The organism is Klebsiella sp. PK18, from assembly GCF_057784655.1.
In genome coordinates this window covers 2,857,788-2,882,624 of record NZ_CM173493.1, presented here as the reverse complement: position 1 = coordinate 2,882,624, position 24,837 = coordinate 2,857,788, and the positions used below count along the sequence as shown (strand labels likewise).

The 24,837-nt window shown below is 54.9% G+C and carries 26 protein-coding genes and 1 pseudogene; 12 read left to right on the top strand and 15 right to left on the bottom strand.

Features of this window, described 5'->3' with window-relative positions; genetic code table 11:
• Window position 1: 1 nt before the first annotated feature.
• From AC3EMD_RS14195 to AC3EMD_RS14185, 3 genes are all read right to left on the bottom strand, one after another.
• Window positions 2–619: a DMSO/selenate family reductase complex B subunit gene (locus AC3EMD_RS14195; RefSeq protein ID WP_008805016.1), complete on the bottom strand. Its 618-nt coding sequence runs from the start codon at window positions 617–619 to the stop codon at window positions 2–4.
• A gap of 10 nt (window positions 620–629) precedes the next feature.
• The gene (ynfE, locus tag AC3EMD_RS14190) at window positions 630–3,065 is read right to left on the bottom strand and encodes a selenate/tellurate reductase subunit YnfE (protein ID WP_302073542.1); all 2,436 of its coding nucleotides are present in this window, start codon (window positions 3,063–3,065) and stop codon (window positions 630–632) included.
• Between the two features lie 150 nt (window positions 3,066–3,215).
• Window positions 3,216–3,485, bottom strand: a complete 270-nt coding sequence (locus AC3EMD_RS14185; protein WP_008805014.1) for a DUF1161 domain-containing protein — start codon at window positions 3,483–3,485, stop codon at window positions 3,216–3,218.
• A gap of 101 nt (window positions 3,486–3,586) precedes the next feature.
• On the opposite strand from AC3EMD_RS14185, the gene AC3EMD_RS14180 reads away from it, so the two are divergent.
• The gene (locus AC3EMD_RS14180; RefSeq protein WP_008805013.1) at window positions 3,587–4,297 is read left to right on the top strand and encodes a YnfC family lipoprotein; all 711 of its coding nucleotides are present in this window, start codon (window positions 3,587–3,589) and stop codon (window positions 4,295–4,297) included.
• Here the strand turns inward: AC3EMD_RS14180 and speG are convergent.
• The gene (gene speG / locus AC3EMD_RS14175) at window positions 4,291–4,851 is read right to left on the bottom strand and encodes a spermidine N1-acetyltransferase (protein WP_008805012.1); all 561 of its coding nucleotides are present in this window, start codon (window positions 4,849–4,851) and stop codon (window positions 4,291–4,293) included. The two genes, AC3EMD_RS14180 and speG, sit on opposite strands and share 7 nt — an antisense overlap.
• Before the next feature lie 78 nt (window positions 4,852–4,929).
• Window positions 4,930–5,271, bottom strand: a complete 342-nt coding sequence (locus tag AC3EMD_RS14170; protein ID WP_004206035.1) for a DUF1283 family protein — start codon at window positions 5,269–5,271, stop codon at window positions 4,930–4,932.
• Between the two features lie 108 nt (window positions 5,272–5,379).
• On the opposite strand from AC3EMD_RS14170, the gene AC3EMD_RS14165 reads away from it, so the two are divergent.
• The 4 genes from AC3EMD_RS14165 to AC3EMD_RS14150 all read left to right on the top strand — a co-directional run bounded on the left by AC3EMD_RS14165 (window position 5,380) and on the right by AC3EMD_RS14150 (window position 9,591).
• The gene (locus tag AC3EMD_RS14165) at window positions 5,380–5,742 is read left to right on the top strand and encodes a YnfA family protein (RefSeq protein ID WP_162493261.1); all 363 of its coding nucleotides are present in this window, start codon (window positions 5,380–5,382) and stop codon (window positions 5,740–5,742) included.
• A 114-nt stretch (window positions 5,743–5,856) separates the two neighbouring features.
• Window positions 5,857–7,140 (top strand): MFS transporter, encoded by a 1,284-nt coding sequence (locus AC3EMD_RS14160; RefSeq protein WP_023322553.1) that lies wholly within the window; start codon window positions 5,857–5,859, stop codon window positions 7,138–7,140.
• A 290-nt stretch (window positions 7,141–7,430) separates the two neighbouring features.
• The gene (locus AC3EMD_RS14155; RefSeq protein WP_302073541.1) at window positions 7,431–8,894 is read left to right on the top strand and encodes a mannitol dehydrogenase family protein; all 1,464 of its coding nucleotides are present in this window, start codon (window positions 7,431–7,433) and stop codon (window positions 8,892–8,894) included.
• 265 nt (window positions 8,895–9,159) lie between these two features.
• Complete coding sequence (locus tag AC3EMD_RS14150; RefSeq protein WP_008805007.1) at window positions 9,160–9,591, top strand: universal stress protein; 432 nt, start codon at window positions 9,160–9,162, stop codon at window positions 9,589–9,591.
• 50 nt (window positions 9,592–9,641) lie between these two features.
• On the opposite strand, the gene AC3EMD_RS14145 is transcribed toward AC3EMD_RS14150, so the two are convergent.
• Both AC3EMD_RS14145 and ydfG read right to left on the bottom strand, forming a co-directional pair.
• Window positions 9,642–10,328: a GntR family transcriptional regulator gene (locus AC3EMD_RS14145; protein ID WP_302073540.1), complete on the bottom strand. Its 687-nt coding sequence runs from the start codon at window positions 10,326–10,328 to the stop codon at window positions 9,642–9,644.
• A 91-nt stretch (window positions 10,329–10,419) separates the two neighbouring features.
• On the bottom strand, window positions 10,420–11,169 hold the full coding sequence (gene ydfG, locus AC3EMD_RS14140) for a bifunctional NADP-dependent 3-hydroxy acid dehydrogenase/3-hydroxypropionate dehydrogenase YdfG (RefSeq protein WP_008805005.1): 750 nt from the start codon (window positions 11,167–11,169) through the stop codon (window positions 10,420–10,422).
• 130 nt (window positions 11,170–11,299) lie between these two features.
• Here ydfG and dcp point away from each other — a divergent pair, with 130 nt between their 5' ends.
• On the top strand, window positions 11,300–13,345 hold the full coding sequence (gene dcp, locus AC3EMD_RS14135; protein ID WP_302073539.1) for a peptidyl-dipeptidase Dcp: 2,046 nt from the start codon (window positions 11,300–11,302) through the stop codon (window positions 13,343–13,345).
• A 149-nt stretch (window positions 13,346–13,494) separates the two neighbouring features.
• On the opposite strand, the gene AC3EMD_RS14130 is transcribed toward dcp, so the two are convergent.
• The 7 genes and pseudogenes from AC3EMD_RS14130 to AC3EMD_RS14100 form a co-directional block, all read right to left on the bottom strand.
• A complete protein-coding gene (locus tag AC3EMD_RS14130) occupies window positions 13,495–14,634 on the bottom strand; it encodes a phage integrase Arm DNA-binding domain-containing protein (protein WP_143832710.1) in 1,140 nt (379 codons plus the stop codon).
• Window positions 14,615–14,872 carry an excisionase gene (locus tag AC3EMD_RS14125; RefSeq protein WP_012541846.1) on the bottom strand — a complete coding sequence of 86 codons (258 nt, stop codon included), beginning with the start codon at window positions 14,870–14,872 and terminating at the stop codon, window positions 14,615–14,617. The genes AC3EMD_RS14130 and AC3EMD_RS14125 overlap by 20 nt, the downstream gene beginning before the upstream one ends.
• Before the next feature lie 59 nt (window positions 14,873–14,931).
• Window positions 14,932–15,171, bottom strand: coding sequence for a DUF4060 family protein (locus tag AC3EMD_RS14120; protein WP_032436018.1), 240 nt, complete (start codon window positions 15,169–15,171; stop codon window positions 14,932–14,934).
• A 40-nt stretch (window positions 15,172–15,211) separates the two neighbouring features.
• Window positions 15,212–16,371 (bottom strand): annotated as a pseudogene (locus AC3EMD_RS14115) (RecT family recombinase).
• The gene (locus tag AC3EMD_RS14110) at window positions 16,334–19,429 is read right to left on the bottom strand and encodes a RecE family exodeoxyribonuclease (RefSeq protein WP_224229963.1); all 3,096 of its coding nucleotides are present in this window, start codon (window positions 19,427–19,429) and stop codon (window positions 16,334–16,336) included. The pseudogene AC3EMD_RS14115 and the gene AC3EMD_RS14110 overlap by 38 nt, the downstream one beginning before the upstream one ends.
• 137 nt (window positions 19,430–19,566) lie before the next feature.
• Window positions 19,567–19,722 (bottom strand): YdaE family protein, encoded by a 156-nt coding sequence (locus AC3EMD_RS14105; RefSeq protein WP_016946289.1) that lies wholly within the window; start codon window positions 19,720–19,722, stop codon window positions 19,567–19,569.
• An 8-nt stretch (window positions 19,723–19,730) separates the two neighbouring features.
• A complete protein-coding gene (locus AC3EMD_RS14100; protein ID WP_065803373.1) occupies window positions 19,731–19,922 on the bottom strand; it encodes a DUF1482 family protein in 192 nt (63 codons plus the stop codon).
• Between the two features lie 291 nt (window positions 19,923–20,213).
• Here AC3EMD_RS14100 and AC3EMD_RS14095 point away from each other — a divergent pair, with 291 nt between their 5' ends.
• The gene (locus tag AC3EMD_RS14095; RefSeq protein WP_131024567.1) at window positions 20,214–20,507 is read left to right on the top strand and encodes a hypothetical protein; all 294 of its coding nucleotides are present in this window, start codon (window positions 20,214–20,216) and stop codon (window positions 20,505–20,507) included.
• Window positions 20,508–20,969: 462 nt separating this feature from the next.
• On the opposite strand, the gene AC3EMD_RS14090 is transcribed toward AC3EMD_RS14095, so the two are convergent.
• Complete coding sequence (locus AC3EMD_RS14090; protein WP_224229962.1) at window positions 20,970–21,326, bottom strand: hypothetical protein; 357 nt, start codon at window positions 21,324–21,326, stop codon at window positions 20,970–20,972.
• A 96-nt stretch (window positions 21,327–21,422) separates the two neighbouring features.
• Here AC3EMD_RS14090 and AC3EMD_RS14085 point away from each other — a divergent pair, with 96 nt between their 5' ends.
• From AC3EMD_RS14085 to AC3EMD_RS14065, 5 genes are all read left to right on the top strand, one after another.
• Entirely contained in the window at window positions 21,423–21,686 is a 264-nt protein-coding gene (locus AC3EMD_RS14085) for a transcriptional regulator (RefSeq protein ID WP_071526640.1), read from the top strand.
• A gap of 2 nt (window positions 21,687–21,688) precedes the next feature.
• On the top strand, window positions 21,689–22,225 hold the full coding sequence (locus AC3EMD_RS14080; protein ID WP_224229961.1) for a toxin YdaT domain-containing protein: 537 nt from the start codon (window positions 21,689–21,691) through the stop codon (window positions 22,223–22,225).
• 128 nt (window positions 22,226–22,353) lie between these two features.
• Entirely contained in the window at window positions 22,354–23,148 is a 795-nt protein-coding gene (locus AC3EMD_RS14075) for a ParB/RepB/Spo0J family partition protein (RefSeq protein ID WP_224229960.1), read from the top strand.
• Between the two features lie 17 nt (window positions 23,149–23,165).
• Window positions 23,166–24,080 (top strand): DNA-binding protein, encoded by a 915-nt coding sequence (locus tag AC3EMD_RS14070; protein WP_224229959.1) that lies wholly within the window; start codon window positions 23,166–23,168, stop codon window positions 24,078–24,080.
• Window positions 24,081–24,082: 2 nt separating this feature from the next.
• Window positions 24,083–24,832, top strand: a complete 750-nt coding sequence (locus tag AC3EMD_RS14065) for an ATP-binding protein (protein WP_039103883.1) — start codon at window positions 24,083–24,085, stop codon at window positions 24,830–24,832.
• Window positions 24,833–24,837 lie beyond the last annotated feature (5 nt).

Genomic DNA, 24,837 nt, shown 5'->3' with positions numbered 1-24,837 from the left:
CTCACACCTCCTTTGGATTTGCCAGATAACCGGTGGTATCGCCACACGGACGGGCATTGGCGTTAGGTTTGATCACGATACTCGGCCTGGTAAAGTGCGCCGAGGGCAGCGGGGCCACTGCGGCCAGCTGGCCGTGCTTGGCGCGCAGCTCGGCAATCGGCCCGAAATCGAGCGCCCGCAGCGGGCAGGACTCGACACAGATCGGTTTTTTCCCCTCGGCGACGCGCTCGTGACAGCCGTCGCACTTGGTCATGTGGCCTTTGTCGGCGTTGTACTGCGGGGCGCCGTACGGGCAGGCCATATGGCAGTAGCGGCAGCCAATGCACACCGCTTCGTTGACCACCACAAAACCATCGTCGCGCTTGTGCATCGCCCCACTTGGGCAGACCTTGGTGCAGGCCGGATCTTCGCAGTGGTTACAGGCGATGGAGAGGTAGTAGGCGAACACATTCTGCTGCCAGACGCCGTTGTCCTCCTGCCAGTCGCCGCCGGCATACTCATAGATGCGGCGGAAGCTGACCTCCGGGGTGAGATTCTTGTAGTCCTTACAGGCCAGTTCGCAGGTTTTACACCCGGTACAGCGAGCGGAATCGATAAAGAATCCATATTGCGTGCTCATGGTTTACTCCTTAAACCTTTTCGATGTCGATCAGGTTGGTATGCTGTGGATTCCCCTTCGCCAGCGGCGACGGGCGGTGGGTGGTCAGCGTATTCATGCAGGCGCCATGGTCGATCCGGTCTCCGGCCATATTCGCGTCGTGCCAGGCGCCCTGGCCCATCGCCGACACGCCCGGCATGATGCGTGGCGTCACTTTCGCCGGAAGACGGACTTCGCCGCGCTGATTAAAGACGCGCACCATATCGCCGTTTTTAATCCCGCGTTTTTCCGCGTCAAGCGGATTGAGCCACACTTCCTGGCGACAGGCCGCTTGTAATACATCGACGTTGCCGTAGCTGGAGTGGGTGCGCGCTTTATAGTGGAAACCAAACAGCTGCAGCGGATACTGGCTGCGCAGCGGATCGTCCCAGCCTTCAAATGTGGAGGCGTAGACCGGTAGCGGGCTGATAACTTCGTCTTTCTCCAGCTGCCAGTGGGCGGTAATCTCGGCGAGCCGGCTGGAGTAGATTTCAATTTTGCCGGACGGGGTTTTGAGCGGATGCGATTCAGGATCGCGTCGGAAGTCGCGATAGGCGACGAAGTGGCCGTTCGGATCTTTACGCTTGTAGATGCCCATCTGTTTCAGGTCGTCGTAGCCAGGTAGCGCCGGGTCTTTCGCCACCATTTTGGCATACAGATGCTGCAGCCACTGCGCCTGCGTGCGCCCCTCGGTAAAACGTTGATGCACGTCGTCGCCGAGCCGTTTCGCCACTTCACTTAAGATCCAGTAAATCGGTTTGCGTTCGAACTTCGCCGAGGTAGCAGGCTGGATAAAAATGAGATAGCCCATATTGCCGGCGTAGTCGTTGGGAATAATATCTTCCTGCTCAACGGTCATCAGATCGGGCAGCAGCAGGTCGGCGTATTTCGCCGACGAGGTCATAAAGTTGTCGATAACCACAATGGTCTCGCACTTGCTTTCGTCCTGCAGGATCTCGTGGGTCTTATTGATGTCGGAGTGCTGGTTGATGATGGTGTTGCCCGCGTAGTTCCACAGGAACTTGATCGGCACATCCAGCTTCTCTTTGCCGCGTACGCCGTCGCGGGTGGCGGTCATCTCCGGGCCTCGAGCGATGGCGTCGGTCCAGGTGAAGCAGGAGATGGCGGTCTTCACCGGATTTTCCAGCACCGGCAGACGTTCGATAGTGATGGTGTAGGTTGATTCGCGGGCGCCGCTGTTGCCGCCGTTGATGCCGACGTTGCCGGTTAAGATCGGCAGCATGGCGATCGCGCGGGCGGAGAGTTCGCCGTTGGCCTGACGCTGCGGTCCCCAGCCCTGGCAAATATAAGCCGGTTTACTCATGCCGATTTCGCGCGCCAGCTTAATGATGCGATCGGCGGGGATGCCGGTAATACGCGAGGCCCACTGCGGCGTTTTGGCGACGCCGTCGTCACCCTCGCCAAGAATATACGCTTTGTAGTGGCCGTTTGCCGGTGCCCCGACCGGCAGCGTTTTCTCATCGTAGCCAACGCAGTATTTGTCGAGGAATGGCTGGTCGACGAGATCCTCGTTTATCAGCACCCAGGCGATACCGGCGACCAGCGCGGCGTCTGTGCCGGGACGAATAGGGATCCACTCATCTTCCCGACCGGCGGCGGTATCGGTGTAGCGCGGGTCGATAACGATCATCCGCGCGTTAGAGCGCTCGCGAGCCTGCTCCAGATACCAGGTAATGCCGCCGCCACTCATCCGGGTTTCCGCTGGGTTATTGCCGAACATCACCACCAGCTTGCTGTTTTCAATATCCGAAGTACTGTTGCCGTCGTTGCTGCCGTAGGTATAGGGCATCGCGCAGGCAATCTGTGCGGTGCTGTAGGTACCGTACTGGTTAAGCGAGCCGCCGTAGCAGTTCATCAGCCGCGCTACCGGCGACGCTGAAGGCGACGAACGGGTGATGTTGCCGCCGACGATCCCCGAAGAGTAGTTAATGTACACGGCTTCATTGCCATACTGGGCAACGGTGCTTTTCAGACGGTCAGCGAGGATATCCAGCGCCTCCTGCCAGCTGATGCGTTCAAATTTGCCTTCCCCGCGCTTGCCGATGCGCTTCATGGGATAGTTAAGGCGATCCGGATGATTGATGCGCCGACGAATTGAGCGCCCGCGCAGGCAGGCGCGGACCTGGTGGTCGCCGTAGCGGTCGTCGCCGGTATTATCCGTTTCGACGTAAACCACTTCATCATCCCGCACGTGCAGCCGCAGGGCGCAGCGGCTACCGCAGTTGACCGAACAGGCGCCCCAGACAATGCGGGTGTTGTCGCCGGTAGCCTGTTGTACTGCTGCCGCGGCGCTGCGCAGTGTAAAGGGCAGGGTAAGCCCGCCGGCGGCCAGCGCCAGAGAGCTGAGGGCTGTGGATTTGAGTAGCGCGCGTCGGGAGACGCCGCCGGGGGATTCCTGATTCGACATTGCTCACTCCATGATAGTTATGCTGTGCGGAGAAGGGCCGCCACGTCATTAACAGACGCAGGGGTGAGCGATAATACGTTATGGGTAGCCAGCAGATCTTATCCCTGGTCAATGCAGGGATAAGATCTTTCATTTGAAACCGAAGTGGGCTTACTGAGCGTCGTTTTCGGCGGGACTGTCGCTGTTACGCGTATAGGTGATTTTGAAGGTGTCATTGGCGCAATGACCGACCACCTGAACCCCGGGCTGGTCTGCCTGATCGTTTGGCACAATGGCCAGGCTGAAGGCGGTTTCCGGTACGCCATTGTTGATGATCTTCTGCTGGATGTCGCTTTTGACCCGTTCACATGAGTCGGGGGCTGCCAGCACGGTCGTGGAGCACAGCAGTAGTGCGGCGCCTGTCCAGAGGGATAGTTTCATCTTACACTCCTTATCGATGTTATCCAGAATTAAGCATAGCAGAACTGGTGTAAACAATTGTATTTGCTAATATGATCTGGTGTACACAAAAGGAATCGCCTGTGAAAAGATTGTATTGGCTGATCCCGGCAGCGCTGCTGCTGACGGCGTGCGACCGCCAAAGCGCCCCGGAAGCCTTCACCCCGGAGATGGCGAGTTTTTCCAATGAGTTTGAGTTCGATCCGCTGCGCGGGCCGGTGAAAGATTTTAGCCAGACGCTATTGGATGAACACGATGTGGTGGTCAAGAAGGTGAGCGCTCAGCTGTCAAAAGAGGGATGTTTCGATCTGCTGACCCTGGAAGATGTGGAGAACAATACCGGCGCCACGCTGCTGCTGGATGCCAACTATTACGTCGATGGGCGCACCCACGAGAAGCGACTGCGCCTGCAGGGCAAGTGTCAGCTGGCAGAGATGCCCGCCACGGGGGTGAGCTGGGAGACGGATGATAACGGTTTTATTATTCGCGCCCGCGGCAAAGAGACCACCGCCACCTACCGCTATGACAGCGATGGCTATCCGCTGGGAAAAACCACCACCGCCAAAGAAGAGCAATTTACCGTCGCCTCCACGCCGTCGAAAGATCCGCGCAAGAAAATGGACTATACCGCCATCAGCACCTTCAACGAACGCACGCTGGGCACGGTACGCCAGACCTGCGACTACGATCGCCACGACAATCCGCTGAGCTGTGAGCTGCAGGTGATTGATGAAAGCGTGCAGCCGCCGCTGACACGCCATTACACCATCAAGAACCGCATTGATTATTACTGAGCCGTCGGCTTCAGCAGGGCCGGTCCTGGGGTTTTGTGTTCGGCCAGATACTGGTGCTGGAACAGACACATGCGAATGGTGTTGCGGTACTCGCCGTTAATGAAAAACTCATGGATGAGTTCACCCTCGACGATAAAGCCAAGCTTGCGGTAAATATGGATCGCTTTTTCATTCTCTTTATCGACAATCAAATACAGCTTATACAGATTAAGAACCGTAAAACCGTAGTCCATGGCCAGCCGCGCCGCGCGAGTGGCAAGGCCTTTTCCCTGGAAGTCCGGTGAGATAATGATCTGGAACTCGGCCCGCCGATGAACATGGTTGATTTCAACCAGCTCTACCAGCCCGGCTTTATCGCCATTGCATTCGATGACAAAGCGACGCTCGCTTTGATCGTGGATATGTTTGTCGTACAGATCGGAGAGCTCAACGAAGGCCTCGTACGGCTCTTCAAACCAGTAGCGCATGACGCTGGCGTTGTTATCGAGCTGGTGGACAAAGCGCAAATCTTCCCGTTCGAGGGGGCGGAGTTTGACGTGTAGCGCGTCGGTCATGGGTAATCCTGTGGTTAAAGCTGAACAGCGCGTTATGAAAGGCGGCGCCCGCAGGCGCCAGCGTTGACAGGAAGCGGATCAGGGATTGATTGCCCGGCCGGTGCGGCGGTCAAGGCAGCGCAGGGTGTTCGGCTCCCAGTAGGCATTGACGTTGGCGCTCTTCTGGCAGTTATCCTGCGCGTCGAAGGCGACATCGGTTTTGTCCCACTCTTTTTCCGCCCGCTTATTGACCTTCTGGCGCAGGCTGCGGGTGTCGTTCCATTGCTCTTTTTCCATCGACGCCTGCTGACGGCTTTGCGCGCTGTCGCCAGATTCAATCACCAGCCGGTCGGTGGCGGCGAAGGAGCTGGAGGTATAGACCACGGCGCTCAACGCCAGAATGGCGGTCAGGCACCAGCGTTTGTTCAGTGTCATGTTCATCACGATTTCCTTTAAGTGATGGGTTAACCCACAGGTTAAGTTTACTACAGCTCTTTTGCCGGGCATAGCCGACAAAACAGCGTGGGGCAGAAGCCATTATCGCGTAGAATGGTTCAACGCTTTGTCTCATTTACGAATCTTTTAATGCTCAAAACAACGCTCCTGTTCTTTGCCACCGCCCTGTGCGAAATCATCGGCTGCTATCTGCCGTGGCTATGGTTAAAGCGCGGGGCCACGCCGCTGCTGTTGATCCCCACCGGCCTGGCGCTGGCGCTGTTCGTCTGGCTCCTGACGCTCCATCCTGCCGCCAGCGGGCGGGTCTATGCCGCCTACGGTGGGGTGTACGTCTGTACCGCCTTGCTCTGGCTGCGGGTCGTGGATGGCGTCAAGCTCAGCCATTACGACTGGGCCGGGGCGATCATCGCGCTGTGCGGCATGCTGATCATCGTGGCGGGCTGGGGGCGGGCCTGAGCTCGCCTTGTGTGATCGCTGCCACTTTTTTAAACCTTAATTCTTGTATGGTAGTCGACCTGTTGCCTTACTTATCAGACATTCTCTTTTGTTATGACTCTGTAAGGAACAACGATGGCTATCGAGACACTTGCCGCCCGGACGGGGGCGACGCCGCTGCGTATCCGTCGGGTGCAGAAGATCACCCTGACGCTGCTGTTTATCGCCGGTATCGTCAACTTTCTTGACCGCTCTTCGCTGAGCGTCGCCGGGGAGGCGATACGCGCCGACCTGGGACTCAGCGCCACCGAGTTTGGGGTGCTGCTCTCCGCCTTTTCGCTCTCCTACGGCTTCGCACAATTGCCGTCGGGAATATTGCTGGATCGCGTTGGACCGCGCATTGTGCTCGGCGCCGGACTGATTTTCTGGTCCGCAATGCAGGCCCTGACCGGGATGGTCAATTCGTTCTCGCATTTTATTCTGCTGCGCATTGGCCTCGGGATTGGTGAAGCGCCATTTATGCCCGCCGGTGTGAAATCAATCAATGACTGGTATGCGCAAAGAGAGCGCGGTACGGCGGTGGGGATATTTAACTCCTCGACGGTGCTGGGGCAGGCCATTGCGCCACCGGCTCTGGTTATTATGCAACTGGCCTGGGGCTGGCGAACGATGTTTGTGGTGATTGGCTTAGCCGGTATCGTGGTCGGTCTGTGCTGGTATGTGGGCTACCGAAATCGCCGGCACTTCACCCTGCAGGAAGAGGAGCAGCAGTATCTGGCCAGCGAGGAGGTGGCCCGCCCGGCGCTGAAATTTAGCGAATGGCTGGCTCTGTTTAAACGGCGCACCACCTGGGGGATGATTCTGGGCTTTTCCGGTGTGAACTACACCGGCTGGCTGTATATCGCCTGGTTGCCCGGCTATTTGCAGGCGCAGCAGGGGTTAAGCCTGGCCCGTACCGGCTGGGTGGCGGCGATCCCGTTCCTTGCGGCGGCGGTGGGGATGTGGGTCAATGGCCTGGTGGTCGATGCCCTGGCGCGCAGAGGTTACGATCTGGCGAAAACCCGGAAAACGGCGATCGTGATCGGTCTGGTGCTGTCGGCCCTGGGCACCCTGCTGGTGGTGCAATCCTCCACGCCGACCCAGGCGGTGGCTTTTATCTCCATGGCGCTGTTTTGCGTCCATTTTGCCGGGACGTCGGCCTGGGGGCTGGTGCAGGTATTGGTGGCTGAGCATAAAGTGGCTTCGGTGGCAGCGATCCAGAACTTTGGCAGCTTTGTGTTTGCCTCCTTTGCGCCGATCGTCACCGGGTGGGTGGTGGATACCACCCATTCTTTTAATCTGGCGCTGGTGATCGCCGCCGGCGTGACCTTCACCGGGGCGTTGTGCTACTTCTTTATCGTTAAAACCCGTATCGACTAACCAACCGCCAGACCGGACTCCCGGTTAAGTGACAGGCCCGCAGGGACGCGTGGCCGGTGTGTCATTCGTCGACTTCTTTTATTTCCTCGCGGCGACTGTTTCCCATTCCATCAGCGATGATTTTGTGACGGTTCACTCCCGGCAGCGAACCAACCATATCTTCTTGTATGGTAGTTGACAGAAATCAAAGATGTTATACCAATTGCGTGCGATGGTTGAGACACAAAGGCATTCTCCTCGAGAGTTCTCCCCGAGAATGGTTGATGAGACACATAACAACGAGAGTCATCATGGAATACACCCTTTTAACCGCCAACGCCATGCTGCCAGGCTACGATCGCAGCGCGCTGATCCCCCGTATCGTGCACCTTGGTTTTGGCGCATTCCACCGCGCCCATCAGGCGGTATATGCCGATATTCTTGCCAGTGAACATGGCAGCGACTGGGGCTATACCGAAGTCAATCTCATCGGCGGCGAGCAGCAGATCGCCGACCTCCGCCAGCAGGATCGGCTGTACACTGTGGCCGATATGTCCGCCGACGCCTGGACCGCACGCGTGGTTGGGGTGGTGAAGCAGGCGCTGCACGCCCAGGTTGATGGCCTCGAAGCGGTGCTGGCGGCGATGTGTGAGCCTCAGGTAGCCATTGTCTCCCTGACCATTACCGAGAAAGGTTATTGTCATTCGCCGGCCAGCGGCGAGCTGCAGCTCGATCACCCGCTGATCGTCGCCGATCTGCACAACCCGCGCCAGCCAAAATCGGCGCCGGGCGTGGTGGTGGAGGCTCTGGCTCGCCGTCGGGCGGCAGGCTTGCCGGCTTTTACCGTGATGTCCTGCGACAACATGCCGGAAAACGGTCACGTGATGCGCAATGTCGTCTGCGCCTACGCCCGGGCGCTGGACGCGGAGCTGGCGGCCTGGATTGAACAGAACGTCACCTTCCCATCGACCATGGTGGACCGCATTGTCCCGGCCGTTACCGCGGAAACCCTCGATAAAATTGAGCAACTGACCGGCGTGCGCGACCCGGCCGGGGTGGCCTGCGAACCTTTCCGTCAGTGGGTGATTGAGGATAACTTTGTTGCCGGACGTCCGCAGTGGGAAAAAGCGGGAGCGGAACTGGTCGCCGATGTAGTGCCTTTTGAAGAGATGAAGCTGAGGATGCTCAACGGTAGCCACTCGTTCCTGGCGTACCTGGGCTATCTGGCCGGTTATCAGCACATCAACGACTGTATGCAGGATGATAACTATCGCCGCGCGGCGCTGGCGCTGATGCTGGACGAACAGGCGCCGACGCTGAAAGTGCAGGGGGTAGATCTACCGCGCTACGCCAGTCTGCTGATTGACCGCTACTGCAATCCGGCGCTGAAGCACCGTACCTGGCAGATAGCCATGGACGGCAGCCAGAAGTTGCCGCAGCGCATGCTGGACTCCGTACGCTGGCATCTGGCGCACCAGCAAGATTTCACACTGCTGGCGCTCGGTGTGGCGGGCTGGATGCGCTATGTCGGCGGCGTTGACGATGCCGGCCAGCCGATTGAGATTTGCGATCCGCTGTTGCCGGTTATCCAACAGGCGGTGGCGGCCAGCGCCGAGGGTGAAGCGCGGGTGAAAGCGCTGCTGGGTATTGAGGCGATCTTCGGCCTGGCGTTGCCGCAGGAGCCCCGTTTCGTCTCGGCGGTGACCCGCGCCTATCTGGCGCTGCAGCGGCTGGGGGCCAAAGCCACTGTCGCCGCGTGGGCTGCCGAGCAATAATCCGCTTCCGGTGTCGGCCTCGTCGTCGACACCGGCTATTTTGTTATCTCTGCCACCTTCCGCTGATATTTCTTTTTTTGCTGTCGATCGGTTTTAGCGCGCTGAAAAGATGATCGAACGCAATGTCTATACATAACTCTATATTTCCCTGATTTACTAAAGATAATTAGCTGTTATTTTTCCGAATAATGGCTGGTAATTTACTGCCATAATGGCATAGTTAAGTCATTGAAAAAGAACTTTCTCTGGAAAAGGAGTACGGGCCATGTATAAAAAAATTTTATTGCCTGTTGATGTCTTTGAAATGGATTTAAGCGATAAAGCTGTGCGTCACGCGGAATTCCTCGCCACTGCAGAAAACGGTGAAATCACATTGCTCAACGTTCTGCCGAACAGCAGTCGTTCACTATTACGCGGCTTTACGGCGGATATTCGTAAATTTGAAGCCTATATGAAAGAAGAGTCGGAGAAAAAGATGCGCGAGGTGGCGCGACTGTTCGACATTCCGATGTCGCGGATCCATACCCGGGTGGTCTTTGGTAACGTGCGCGACGAAATTCTGGCTATCAGTAATAACGAAGAGTTCGATGTGATAGTGGTTGGCTCCCGCAAACCGGGCATCTCCACCCATCTGCTGGGCTCCAACGCCGAGTCGATTCTGCGCTACGCCAAAACGCCGGTGCTGGTCGTCCGTTAATCCCCTCATGACGACGGCTGCGTCAGCCACGCTGGGCAGCCGTCTGACCATTAATCTTCGCTAAACCAGTCGTGGTTCTCCTGGCGGATCAGTAACACGGACTCGCTGATTTCATGCAGATGGACATTCATTGCCTGCTCTACTGCCTCCGCGTCGCGTTTTTCCAGCGCGGTGAAAATCTCATGGTGCTGACGCAGGAGCATCTCCGGTGAGGTGATATGGTCCAGGCTCATGTAGCGCACGCGGTCGATGGCGGCTTTAATATTTTCCACCGTATCCCACGCCAACTGACAATCGGCAATGATCGACAGCTTCTGGTGAAACTCATCATCAAGCAGGAAAAAGTCGTTTGATTGTTGTCTGTCGACGGCAATACGCTGCTGATGGAGATTCTGCTCCAGCTGATAAACCTGCTCATCGTTAATCATGCCGGCGGCGCGGCGGACCACCGCGCACTCAATCGCCTGGCGGACAAAGCAACCATTGCGCACCTGCGACAAGGAAATTTTATTGACGTAGCTGCCGCGCTGGGGACGTATCTGGATAAGCCCATTTTCCGCCAGCTTGATGAAGGCCTCGCGCACCGGCTGACGCGACACATCGAAACGCACGGAGACTTCTTTCTCGGACAGCGGTGTGCCCGGCGGGATCAGGCAGTGAACGATATCCCGGCGGAGGATGCGATAAATTTGCTGATTAACGGGTTGCGTCGGATTCAGTTGCGATTCTGCGGCCATTGATGGTTACTTTTTAAGGGATTATGCGCACTATTTTACGCGTTTTTTGCGGTTCCGCCCATACCCGGCCCGCAGGCCGGGTGGCAGACGGTTAGCCCTGGCGGTGAACGCTGAGTCCGGCAAAACTCTGGCTCACCGGCATCATCTCCAGGGTGTTGATGTTGACGTGCTTCGGCAGGGTGGCCACCCACCAGACCGCCTCGGTCACATCTTCCGGCGTCAGGGCTTCGGTGTTCTCATAAGTTTTCCCGGCCTTGGCGTCATCACCTTTAAAGCGGACGTTGGAGAACTCGGTGCCCCCCACCAGACCCGGCTCGATGTCGGTGACGCGCACCGCGGTGCCATGCAGGTCGGTGCGTAGATTCAGACTGAACTGACGGACGAAGGCTTTGGTCGCCCCATAGACGTTGCCCCCGGCATAAGGCCAACTGCCTGCCGTGGAGCCGATGTTAATGATATGCCCGCGATTGCGCTCCACCATACCCGGCAGGACCGCGCGGGTCATGTACACCAGCCCTTTATTATTGGTGTCGATCATATCTTCCCAGTCTTCCACGCTGGCGCGGTGCGCCGGCTCCAGACCCAGCGCCAGACCGGCGTTATTCACCAGGACGTCAATCGCCTGCCACTCGGCGGGCAGATCGGCAATCAGCGTCTCAATGGCGGCGCGGTTGCGGACGTCAAGCTGGGCGATATAAAGGTTGTCACCGAGGTCGTCTTTCAGCGTCTTCAGGCGCTCTTCACGACGTCCGGTGGCAATCACTTTATGGCCGTTAGCGACGAAACGGCGAGTAATACTTTCACCAAAACCGGCGGTGGCACCGGTAACCATGATAATCATCTTACTGTTCCTCAACGCTTTTTGTGTTTTCATACCATAGCACGCACAGACGGCGACCGGTAACGGAAATCATTGCGACCCCTTAAGGAGAAGCCTAATCTTACAGGATTAGCCTGTGCAGGAGAGAAAGATGTCTGAACAAAATCCCTTTTTTAGCGTGAGTTTGCTGCCTTACCAGGCACCCCCGTTTGATCTCATCCAGGACTGCCACTATCGCCCGGCGTTTGATGAGGGTATCCGGCAGCAGCGCGCGGAGATCCGCGCGATAATCGACAACCCGGAGCCGGCGAATTTTGCCAACACGCTTGAGGCCCTTGAACAGAGCGGACAGCTGCTGGCTCGAGTGACGCGGGTCTTTTTCGCCATGGCTGGCGCCCACACCAACCCGTTCATCCAGTCTCTGGATGAAGAATTTTCTGCTGAGCTCGCCGAGCTGGGGAATGACATCTGGCTTAACGAGGCCTTATTTCAGCGAGTGAACAGCGTCTATGAGCAGCGTGACGCGCTGGCATTAGACAGCGAATCTCATCGTCTCCTGACCCTCACCTGGCAACGTTTTGTCCATGCCGGGGCGACGCTGGCGCCGGCGCAGAAGGCGGTGCTGCGCACGCTGAACACCGAAGCGGCGACCCTGCAAAGTCAGTTCCAGCAGCGGTTGCTGGGGGCGGCCAAAAGCGGTGGCCTGGTGGTTGATTACCGACATCAACTGGATGGCCTGGCGGATGAGGAGATAGCGGCGGCCGCCGACGCGGCGAGGGAAAAAGGGCTCAGTGACCGCTGGCTGCTGACGCTGACCAATACCACCCAGCAGTCGCCGCTGCTCTCTTTGCGCGACCGACAGACGCGGGAGAATCTCTTTGCCGCCGGCTGGACGCGCAATCAGCAGGGCGATGAGCATGATACACGTCGCCTGGTGCTGCGACTGGCGGCGATCCGCGCGCAGCAGGCGGAGCTGCTGGGCGCGGCCGATTACGCCAGCTGGGCGCTGACCGATCAAATGGCCGCCTCTCCGGCGGAGGCATTAAATTTTATGCGCCGGATCGCGCCGGCTGCGAGGGCGCGGGCGGAACGAGAGCTGGCTGACATCCAGCAGGTGATTGACAACGAGGGCGGGGCGTTTCGCGCCGCGGCATGGGACTGGCTCTATTACAGCGAACAGGTGCGGCGAGCTGCCTTTGCCATTGATGATGCGCAGCTTAAACCCTATTTTGCTCTCGAGCGCGTGCTGCAGGATGGCGTCTTCTGGACAGCCACGCAGCTCTTTGGCCTCCGCTTTGTCGAGCGCTTCGATATCCCCGTCTATCACCCGGATGTTCGGGTCTGGGAGATCTTCGATCACAACGGCGAAGGGATGGCGCTGTTTTACGGTGACTACTACGCACGCGCCTCAAAAAGCGGCGGCGCCTGGATGGATGTGTTTGTCGAACAGTCTACCCTGCGGGAGCAGCGACCGGTTATCTACAATGTCTGCAACTACGCCCGGCCGCAGGCAGGGCAGAGCGCGCTGTTGTCGTGGGATGAGGTGATCACTCTGTTCCATGAGTTTGGCCATACCCTGCATGGGCTGTTCGCCAGCCAGCGTTACGCCAGTCTCTCCGGAACCAATACCCCGCGCGATTTTGTCGAATTTCCTTCGCAGATTTTCGAACACTGGGCCAGCCAGCCGCAGGTGTTTGCCCACTACGCGAAGCACTACCAGTCCGGGGAGCCGATGCCGGAGGCGCTACGCGACAATATGTTGCGTGCGGCAACCTTCAATAAAGGGTACGACATGAGCGAGCTGTTGGCTGCTGCGTTGCTCGATATGCGCTGGCATAGCCTGTCGACCTCGGCAATACCGGAGGACGTGGATGGGTTTGAGCAGAAGATATTGCAGGAAGAACACCTGGATCTGGCGGCCGTTCCGCCGCGCTATCGCAGCAGCTATTTCTCCCATATCTTCGGCGGTGGCTATGCGGCAGGCTATTACGCCTATCTGTGGACCCAGATGCTGGCCGACGACGGCTATCAGTGGTTCGTGGAGCAGGGCGGTTTGACCCGTGAAAACGGTCAGCGCTTCCGGGAAGCGATTCTGTCGCGCGGCAATAGCACTGATTTAGCTGAACTTTATCGCCAGTGGCGCGGGCACGATCCACAGATTGAGCCGATGCTGGAAAATCGCGGGTTGAATGCGTAGGGCCATTTCGGGCTGACACGATAACCGGGCGCGATGCCCGGTTTTTTTTCGATTTTTTCTTCCCCAAAATCCCTCCAAAACTTTTCCCCAAAATGAATCTTTAAATTTTGCTAAATTTGCATGGGGGTACGGCCCATTTTTTCACGTAGCTACACCTTTACTTTCACCCAATCGAGACCCCGATCGTTGTGATACTGTGCTGTCATTTTTTCTGATGAGTGTCCTAACAGCTGTTGGGTATTGATTCCCTGTGCCTCATACAGACGTTCGGACAGTGAGCGCTGCTCATGGAAAGTAGGCATTGTTTTCCCTCTTTCAATGGAAAGGTTAGTGCTATCCACTGCGAGTTTGAAGGAAACGCTAAGGCTGTTCTCGCCAACCTGATCGCCGGCTTTTACTTTCCCGCTGGACGTTACGTGGTGAAGAAGCCACGGGCTAACAACCCGATCCCTACAGCGCTTGATCACTTGTGCCAGGCTAATGTCCAGCACCTCACTGCGCAAACTGAGTGGAATAGCAAGTTTCACACCTGTCTTTAGCTGCTTAACGTGCAGGTATCCATCCCAAACATCTGAGAACTTCATTTTGGCGAGATCACCGCGCCTTTGTCCGGTGACTATCGCCAACAGCATGGAGTTTTGAACGTAAGGGGCCATATCGCTGGCCGCTTCAAAGATCGCTTGCCACATTTCAAAATTCAGTCGAGAGCGGTTTACCCGAGCAACGACTTTTCTGGTAGCTAGTGCCGGGTTGTATCCTGGCTCAACTTCGCCCGCATGTTGTGCTTCCCTGAACAAATCGATCCAGACGCTACGAAGCGTTTGTGCCATTCGTGCTTTACCTTTGGCTTTATATTCGTCGGTAATGGCTGCAAGCATTTTCGTGGTTACTTCCTGTATCCCAACATCAGGCATCCGTTGTGCAAGAACACCGACGCATGTCTTTCTCGATTTGAGCGTATTAAGTTTTATTTCGTTATCACTGAGTCGCTCCTCTTGAATCTTTAGATAACGGTCTATCCAAACCTGCATCCGTATGGATTTTTTTGAATTAACCTTTTTATGATTCACCATATCTATGAGGGCAAACGACTGAGCCGTTTCCTGTTGTGCCAGCAGGCGATTAAGTTCAGTTGCGGCCTGACTGGCCGCATCCTGATCAGTGCCAAACCCGATAAACTGACCGGTTAAGGGGTGCCGGTATTGCCAGTAAGTTTTGCTGTTACGTTTATCCAATTTGCAATAAAGATTTGGAATATTAACTTTGTGATCACGTGGTCTGGCTGCCATTAATTACTCGCTCCATTAGCGTTTTAACCGCTTTCGGCATGCGGGGTGGTAGAACCGGCGATGTGATTAAGCCTATGAATTTTGCATCTTCATCTATAACCCATCGCCGACCAAGCTTTAGCGCCCTCGGGATCGTTTGTCCCGTTTTTGCAATTCTGTGCAACGACGCTCTGGATGGCGGATGCTTAAACCCATTAGGACCGGAAGCCCAGTCTTCTAAGCTAACGAGCTGTCCCATGTAAACCTCCAGTTTGATTAATATGAGCCATCAAAGCCCGATAGGGTGATATTCCGATATCAGGAAACCTGACCGGGTAAATGCCGGAGCCGCCGGGCGCAGTTCATGGCCGTGGCCACGTAGCTGCAATTCCTATTAACGACTTCAACAGTGATTTTTGTGCCCTGAACCACGACGGTATAGGTCCGCTTCATTTTCTGCCGGCCATAATCGCCATAAAGCTCAACATGTTTTGCCAGCGCGGCATCGCACGCCTGACGGCCCAGAGGGGAGTGTCTGCTTCGGTTAATCAATCGCATATACATTCCTTTATCGGGAGAGTTTCCCCTCCCAATCTGGTTAGCCCACGTATTCCGGTTTCATGTCGTCCAGGGTGATGCGGAACTGGTCATACAGTTCATCACCGAGGTGGCGTTTCGCGCCGTTGAGAATGCCTTCAGCTTTAGCGAACAGTTCGACGGCTTCCGGTTCTCCGGGATTAGGTAGAGAGTTGATCGCGGCCTCAACTTTGTTTCTGGCGTCAACCATGAAATAACGCTGCACGGCTTTACCTTTCAGCTCGGTGAAGAGAACAGTGCCCAGCACAGCTTTCTCTTTATCCAGATCCGCCCTGATGGCTTTTGCTGCATCGACCGATTCGGCGCGCTCAATGCGGTCACGGAAATCATCTGCCAGGGAATCAATATTGAGAGCTGAATCCTGCGCGCTGGTGGTGATGTCTGTTCCGCTGGTGATCTCTGCCACAGACATTCTTTGCGCCGGCGTCGGGTTTATTTCTCGCTCGGTCCTTTGTTCAACCTCATCCGGGCTGTAAACACCCAGGATGACTTCCGGGCAATACAGCCGCGCCCAGTATTTGACGCCCAGATAAGCGATTTGCTGTTTCGGGTTAGAAACCCACAAAGGAGAATTACGTGTGACGACTCCAGAGAGATAAAGTGGCTCCCCCCAGGTGATTTCCGATTCACCGCGCAGAATCGCGCCGACCTGGACGAATAACCCGATTTCGTCCTCATCTGTCCAGCCTCGTACACGCTCGGTGACATTGTATTTCCCGTTTTTGCCGTGCTTTTCCCGGGTGACCTCTTGAGTCCTGGTGCAGCGCTCCCAGTCGCCGCCGTAACGATAGTGAAAGCGGCCATGAATGGCGCTTGAGCTGGCTATTACCGCATTGACCAATTGGGCTTCATACCCAAGCACACCGTTTACCAGATGCGTTTTTTGCGCTACTGCGTAGGGATTCATGCCCCATTGCATTGCCTGCATAACGATCGCCATGCAATCGGCTGGTTTACCCGCGAGGTGTGCAGGTACCGTCACCTGAGAATCTGCCATCAGGTTTGCAAATGCCGTTAGCTGGCCGAGCGCCTGCACGTTGAAGATGGCGTTACTGGCAGAAATGGTATTTGGAGCCTGTTGCTCAGTGGTAACAATATTGGTGTTTTCCATCGTCATATCCCCTTATGCCTGTACGCGCAGCGCTTCGAGACGGCGCACATCAAAATCGTTGAGTTCTTCGGCGTAATCCTCAGTGATTGGTGCCGGCCATTCGCCAGTGTCGAAACCGTTCGCGATCGCGCGCATAGCTTTGCGGTATTCCAGCATGCCGAGTTCCAGTAGTTCTTCGGATGCCTCGATGATGGCGATCCAGTGGTAGTTCTCGTCTTTGTTAACGAATATCCAGAAGAACTGGTCAAGGGCTGCGGTTTCGCAGTACATAGCCGCGCTCAGGTGGTAATCGCGCTCGATGATTTCCCGGTGCAGCTTTGCGCGCAGGCCTTCCTGCTTGATGTTCCACATACTGATGGTTTTCAGGTCCGCTCCGATGCGCAGGCCGCCCATGTCTATCTCAAGGTCAGGACGCACGCGAACTTCCAGCCCTGTTTCCTCATCAATGCTGAAATAGCTCACCTCGACGGCACGGCTCGGGTGCGTCAACAACTTGCCGGCGGTCGGGTGATTCAACAGTGCTTTCTGAATGGCCAGTGCCGTAGCCAGCTGCTGGCGGGTAACCAGCACTTTTGCTTCCGGATTCTCGCGCCATGCATCCAGCAGCTCATCGGCAAACACTGCATCCGGTTTAACCGATTTCACGGACTGAATCAGATCCGCCTTAGTACCTGATACTTTCAGCGGCTGCGCCTTCTGAGCTTCCTGAGCAACCATGTCAGGATTAATAAGCGCCAGCTGTTCCAGTAAGGCATCGCGGCTGCCGCTGGTTTTCACCTGGGCGGGCAGAGTAGCGTTGTATTCCTTGATGCATGCCTTCATTGCGGTGGCGGTTTGCTTCTGACCGTCTTCAATGCGCTGGAACTCAGCAGGCAAAGACATATAACCCTGGCCGGTTTCTTCAACTGATGTACCCAAGGGAACCTGGGCGGGCAGGGTCGCGTTGTATTCCTCCAGGAATCTTTTGATGTCATCTGCGCTGAGTAAAACCGGAAGCCCGTTGTTGTACTCGTCGATAAATGTGCGGATCGTCGCCGTCGTGGTGAAGGCGCCTTCCGGGATTTCCGGCTCGATGCTGAATTCTTTTTTCAGCTGATCAGGCTGCAGCGCCAGTGCATGCACCAGATTTCCCATATCCAGAACAGGGGAGCGTACCTTCTGGATGGTCTTGGATACGTGGCGCGCCTCGAAATACATCAGCGATACCCGCGCATCTTTAACCATCGTGGAGCTGATGCCGTTAGCGGCGTGGTAGACCTCATTTGGCACGCCTTCATATCGACCAGGCTCGAAATACTCCGGCCATGCTGGCGCTGCTTGTTCAGCCTCTTCCTCTTCATCGCTATGAGCACTCTCGGAAACCTGGCTTTTCAGCACTTCGGCGGTAAGATCCGGGCAGCGTTCAGCCAGTATTTTGCTCATGTTCACGGCAGTTGTTTGCGCAGGAGGCTCATCAGCGCCTTCGCCTGCTGATACCGCATTATCATTTTCGTCTTCGACCGGCTGAGCCGTTTCCATCTGCACATTGCTGGTGGTTTCCCCGGAATTAGCTGGATGTAATTTTTCATCTGCAGCGCGCTGGCGCGCCTGGTCCACGATAGAAAGTGCTGGTGCTGGCTGGCTATCCATCAGACCATCAATCGAAAAAACACCATTGCCCATGTTCAAAACTTCAGGCTGTTTGGGTTTAGTCAGGTCTTCGGTTATCCACTTTGGATCCGTGGGGTCACTGATACCTTCGACATATTCGCCGCGTTCGGCGGCCAGAACCTGATTAGCGTCAGGGCGTTTCTTTTGAGCTTCTTTCACCAGTTCGGTGCCAATTACCTGAAAGTCAGCTGGGAGAGTTTCCAGGTTAGGCACACCTTCATCTCCATCGATAGCCTTTTTCACAGCGTCCAGAGTGACGGCGGCAGATGAAACATGACCAGCTTTCTCAAGCGTCCCAGCAGAAGGGGAGTCATGCTTATGCTCGGTCAGGTTCGCATTGATATAGGTCTGCAGACTTACCGGGAAATGGTGAATATCGCTGGTGGCACCACGAATAAGGGCAAAAATAGCTGCGCGTGAATAATCCAGGATGCCTGCGACCTTGCGCAGCGCTGCAGACCATTCCTTGAACGGACTTTCTTTCTTCTGAACGATCTCTTTGGCCCGGCGGTGAATTGATGCCGGGAAATTGTAGATATCGAAATCCATTGGCATTGTGGCCAGGGCTATTTCTACATCGAGCGTATCAAGGGTATGGGTGTAGTCAGGATTGCGATCGGTTTTATTACCGCCGCCAGCATTAGTTCCTGCATCAGTTTTTAAAACCGAAGAAATGCAGTTACCGGCAGCCCATTCCCTGGTGAGAATGCCGCGGTCGATCGTGTTAGTGGCAAACCATAGATTTGCAAACTGGATACGCTTGCCGAGCTCATGCCGCTTCCCTTCCGGGAATACTTTTTTATTGGCACTGGTGAATTTCCAGAGCGCCGGCATATCGTATTTTTTGATTTCAGGGATATTCTCGGCGGCCAGAATCAGATCCTGGACGGCTGCGTTATCAGTGTCCATTTCAAGAACTGACAGCTCCTGCCGGTGAGGCATGCTGATATGATAAACGTGGCGTTCTTCGGCCATATACTGCGCCAGCAGCTGAGCGCGAAAGGGGAGTTCTGCCACGTTAAAAAGCGCGCTCGAATCGTCCTGGTATTCATCGCTACCGAAAGTTTCCACGGTCTCACCTTGTGCCGCGTCGCCAGTAGTATTGGCATCAACCAGCTCGCCACTAACGGGCTCAGCGGATACTCCGGCATCATCGATGTGATGATCCGCAGGCGCCTGACCTGGCTTCAGAGCCCAGGTGCGACCATCGTCGCCGAGCTGGTAGCGTTCGCACCATGAGTAATCGAGAACACCTTCCGCCGGCAAATCATTGAATACCGGGAAATCGGTGCGAATTGGTTTTTGATAGTCTTTTCCGCGGCCTGTTTCGATCCCAGCGTCTTCCAGATCGACGTCCAGCTGCAGAAGGGCGCGAGCTTCTGATTTATTTGTGCGCCAGATTACGGCATCAGCTTTACCCGATTTTTGAGTCGCTTTTATCAGATAAAAATATTCCATGTGATAGCCTCTATTTTGGATGTAGAATCCCCCGGGCCATTGGTAGCGCCCATTCAGGGTGGTCATTGGTTTTGGTAATTTCCGGTGTAACTTTGGTCGGTGGCACCGGACGTACAGCCCGCTTCGGCGGGTTTACGTTAGCCCTCGTGCGCCATCTGGTCGTAAGAGGCGCAACGTTCTGAGCAATACTCTTTTTCTTTCCGTGCGAGCTGGTTCCCCTGGAGGTACAACAGGGTGCTTACCACTGGTTTTCCCTCGATTGCTTTACGGCAGTAACCGCATTTCTTCTGCATTCTTCCCCCTACATTTGCACCGTGAACCCGGCCGGATGCTCGTCCAGTACACCTTTCAGCGGGTAACATTCGGCTTTCACGTGTTGCTCTTTTGCAGCTGCCTCGCAGTCATTCTCACTGTCATAAACGCCGAGCAGGACTTCCTGATTACCGCCCGTCAGCATGCTTACGGTGAGAACCAGGGCAAACATCGTGCTCATGAAGGGTCTCCTTTTTGCGCGAGCATGTAGCACACCCGGCGGATGAAAGCTGACAGCGGACTTAAACGAACAGCCTGCTGACGAGCGGGTTTTCGTGCGAAATCAATCATAGAAATAACTCCCTCAGTGCGCTGATAAGCGCTATCCAGATGAAGAGCCCAATTACTGCCGAAATGACCATGGCTCTGATGCCTTGTTTGCTCATTCCAACTCCTCATGTATGCCTGTCTTTTAACCACTTCAGGCTCGGTGGTATGCTGGTGGTTCTCACACAGCCAGCAAGGAATAACCATGAAATCAGTAACTAAACCGTGCCCTATTTGTGGCGTAGACTCATTGTCTTTTAACCATGTCAATCAGGTTGTTAACATCAACTCAAAGCCACCTACTATTCGTGAAGTACCATCGATTGTTTATGTATGTGATGAACACGGATGGTTTTCACTTTCGGAACAGGTTAATGGTCTCGTTACGTCAAATAACGACCCTGCTGTTAAACAAAAACTGGCATCCATCGTTAAAGAGCGATATGTGCCGGAGCAGGATCAGCCATTAGCCCTGAAACCTATCGAGTCCCTCGCATAAAGTCTTTTCGGCTCTCACTGCGATATCCCAGGCGGTACATTTCCGCGTAGAATTCCGCCTGTTTTATTAAATTTCTGCTGGGCACGGCGATGGTGTTTTGCTTCAGGGCTTTTTGCTCCCTTTCCTCCATCCGCACGTGAGCTAGGAAGTTGTATTGGTTTCTGGCGTGATCCCCATTTACGTGCAAGGCACGCGCCAAATCCGCACATATCAGTTTTCTTCGTATTGCCTTTCATCTCACCCTCATTGCCTTGTCGCCGGCCAGCGGAACGTTTATCGGAGCAACGCAGCGCGTTGTTGATGTAATGAGTTTAATCATTGCTAAACTATCCTGTAAAGTAAAAAGTAAACTTTTGTGCGTAAAAAATTGAAGCCTTCAGATCCTGAGGCCCAAATGAAGGAAGGGGTTGTGAAAAAACCAAAGCCCCCCTTTGACGAGATTTGGTTTGGGAGGCGTGAGCGTTAACTGCGTGAAGCCAGTAACTCTTTGAAAAGTTCGTTGTATTTATTGAACTTAGATTCAAATTCAATTAGCGCTTCTTTCTTTGCGGAGTCAGGGAATCCACGAAAAAAAGTAATGAGCTTAAGTTCTTCTTCACTCAACACAAGACTTGGCGGTGTGCTTTTGGAGTCAGAGGTGTCTGAGTCAAGGAAGCCTGAGGGCATTCCGTAATCTCTTTCTAACCTTCTTGCCGCTCTTTCGCCAAAGGAACTGCGGCCATTTATCAATTGAGATAAATAGCTTTTCTCTTTCTCTGGAAGCGACTTTTCTGAGAACCATTCCTTAAGTCGCCTGCGTCTAATTTCCTGTGTCGTCATAGAAAGCATTTTGATTAGTAATTTATAAACAAGCAAATACTTGACGTTTTGGTTTAGTGTTTTATAAACTCACCGTAATCACACGAGGGAGCCACTATGCAACTTAAAGATTATCTAAACATGAAACGAGGCAGCTCCAAGGCCTTGGCTACAAAGCTCGAAGTATCGACTTCTTATCTTTCACAAATGGCATCTGGGATTGCTGCCATATCCCCATCTCGCGCCATACAAATAGAACAGCTTACGGAAGGCGCTGTTACCAGAGCAGATTGTTTCCCAGATGATTGGGAAACAATCTGGCCTGAGTTTATACCTCCTGCAACTCCCCTAACTAACAGCTCCGAGCTTAATGGGGATTAACCATGCAAACACTATCCTTTCAACAAAATACCGGATTCAACAGCGGCGCCCTGATAAAGCGAAATCAGCTGAGAGAGTCAGATCACGACAGTATTCGCTCTGCCGTTCGCGCCTGGGCAGCAGCTGAAGGGCAGGATGTTGTCTCGGCATACATCATCGATGAGTGGCGACAGCAGGGTGGCGAGGAGATCGCGTTTCCTGATGACATCAGCCGAGCCAGACAAAAGCTTTTTCGCTACCTGGACAACCCGGCCGAGTCTGAACGCTATCGCGAGTACGTTCGCCTTCTTACCCCGGCAATCATGACCGTTCTTCCGCTGGAGTTTCGCCATCGCCTGATGCCCGAAGACAATTTTATGTCCCGTCTGGCTCGTCTGGAAAAAGAAACCAGCGAAGCAAAGATTGCCGTTGCTGTGGGGGCTCCACGCCATCAGAAGCTGAAAGAACTGAGCGAGGGAATTGTCGAGATGTTCCGGATAGACCCTGAGTTAACGGCGCCGCTGATGGCCATTGTCACTTCAATGCTGGGAGTGACGTAATGCTGGAATTCAGAAAGGTGAAAGCCGTGGTGCTGCAACACCTACGGCTTTCGTTGCGAATTAACTGGATCAATTCACAGGGGAAATTATGAACACGAACCAACTGAATTTCAATAACGGGGGCGCCCATGGCTAAAAACTCGATCGACGCGTACGGCGCCAGCGGTAAAAGTAACGTCCTGTTTTTCGAACCGGAAAACCTGCACCTGGTTACCGACAAAACGCACCCGCTTTACGATGAGCGTATCCACCTGCCTATAAGCGAGGCAATGGTGCTGAACATCATGGACCAGGGCGTTCTTGAGCCGATTATCGTCTGGAAAGACCCGGAGACAGGGCTGTCTTGTGTAGTTGATGGTCGCCAGCGTGTGCGCCATACACTGGAAGCCAACAAGCGTCTGTCGAAAGAGGGCAAAGAACCGTTACTGGTTCCGGCAGTCGCTAAACGTGGCTCTGCCGTTCGCATGGCGCAGGCGATGGTAAGTGCTAACGAAATCCGCCAGACTGATACGCCGCTGGGCCGAGCCAAAAAGATGGCTGATGCGCTGGAGCGCGGGCACGACGAGGACGATTTAGCGCTGATGTTCGGCGTCAGCGTCCCCACTGTACGCGCAACCCTATCACTGCTGGATGCCACTCAGGCAGTCAAAGACGCGGTAGAGTCCGGCACAGTGACCGTAACCCAGGCGCGTCAACTTGCATCACTAAAACCCGAAGAACAGCGGGAAAAGGTAGCCGAAATCAAAGCGGCGACCGCTGGCACAACCGGCCATGAAAAAGCGCGGCGTCAGCGCGCTGTGCTTGGCGAAACTAAGCCACGTCTCAAATCACGCAAAGAAATCACAAAAGCCCTCGAAGGTGCCAGTGGCGAATACGCTGCGGCTTTGCGGTGGGTGCTTGGTGATGAAAACACACCAGTTTAAGGAATAACGGGGTTTTTATGCGCGACTACGCAACAGTCTCACCGCAATTTTGGTTAGGAAAAACAGGCCGTGAACTGCGGAAACAAGGCGCTGAAGCACAGCTCGTGGCGTTCTATCTAATGACCTCGCCCCACGCAAATATGCTCGGATTGTATTACCTGCCGGTCTTGTATCTCTCACATGAGACTGGCCTTGGCTTAGAAGGGGCTTCCAAGGGGCTTCGAAGTGCCATTGAAGCGGGGTTTTGTAGCTATGACGTGACCACAGAGATGATTTGGGTGCATGAAATGGCGGCTTATCAGGTCGGAAGGGCATTGAAGCCGGGAGATAACCGATGTGCAGGGGTACGTAATGAATATGCCTCATTACCCGAAAATCCTTTCTTATCATCGTTTTATGAGAGATATAAAGCTGATTTTCACCTGAGTGATAAACGCGAGAACCCACCGGAATCAGAAGGGGCTTCAAAGGGGCTTGGAAGCCAAGATCAGGATCAGGAACAAGATCAGGAAAAAGATAGTTCGGGGCATGGCTTTGCCACACCCCCGGATGATCATGACTTCGATCATGAGAAGGCGGCAGGAGATAAACCCTCTGCTCAAATGACCTATCCGGATGAATTCGAGCAGGTCTGGTCGGTTTATCCCAATCGGGCAGGGGGTAACAGCAAATCCGATGCCTTCAAAGCCTGGAATGCCCGAATCAGGGATGGAACCACTACGGCAGAAATCCTCGCAGGCGTGGAGCGTTATGCGGCTTTCGTTAAAGCCGAGGGAATGCTGAACACGCAGTACGTGAAACAGGCGAAAACGTTTTTTGGTCCCGGTATGCATTTCAGCGAACCGTGGGCGATTCAGCAGGCGCCAGGAGCACGAGATCCCAATCAGATTTCGGAACCTGACAAAACCATCCCATCTGGGTTCAGGGGGTAGCGATGAAAAACATGATTGGTACCGGGAATGCACTGGAGCGACTGAAAAAACTCATTCCCCCTGGCGTTCAGCCAAAATTCGGCAGCGTTGATGAATGGCGTGCCTGGCAAGCCGAAGAAGGACGTAAGTGCTGCGAGGAACTGGAAAAACAAAACCAGCGCGCACGTGCAGAGAAAATCTTTGGACGTGCTGGAATTCAGGATCTGCACCGCAGCTGCACATTCGCTAACTATCAGGTTGAGTCGGATGGCCAGCGTCGGGCGCTCTCGATGGCGAAAAGTTATGCGCAGCATTTCGGCTCTGGGTTTGCGAGTTTCGTATTCAGCGGAGCGCCGGGCACCGGGAAAAACCATCTGGCGGCAGCAATCGGAAATCACCTGCTGGCTGGTGGCCGCTCTGTGCTGGTGGTGACTATTCCTGACCTGATGCTACGTGTTCGCGAGTGCTATGACGGCGGGCAGTCAGAGGCGTCATTGCTGGACGATTTGTGCCATGTGGACCTGCTTATTCTGGATGAGGTGGGTATTCAGCGCGGAAGCAGCGGTGAAAAAGTCATCCTGAATCAGGTTATCGATCGCCGGCTGTCCTCCATGCGACCTGTCGGCATCCTAACCAACCTGAACTATGAATCGCTGAAGGAAACACTGGGTATGCGGATTCTTGACCGTCTCCAGATGGACGGCGGTATGTGGGTGAATTTTGAATGGGACAGCTATCGCAAAAACGTGCGCCATTTGCGCGTCGTTAAGTGAGGTAT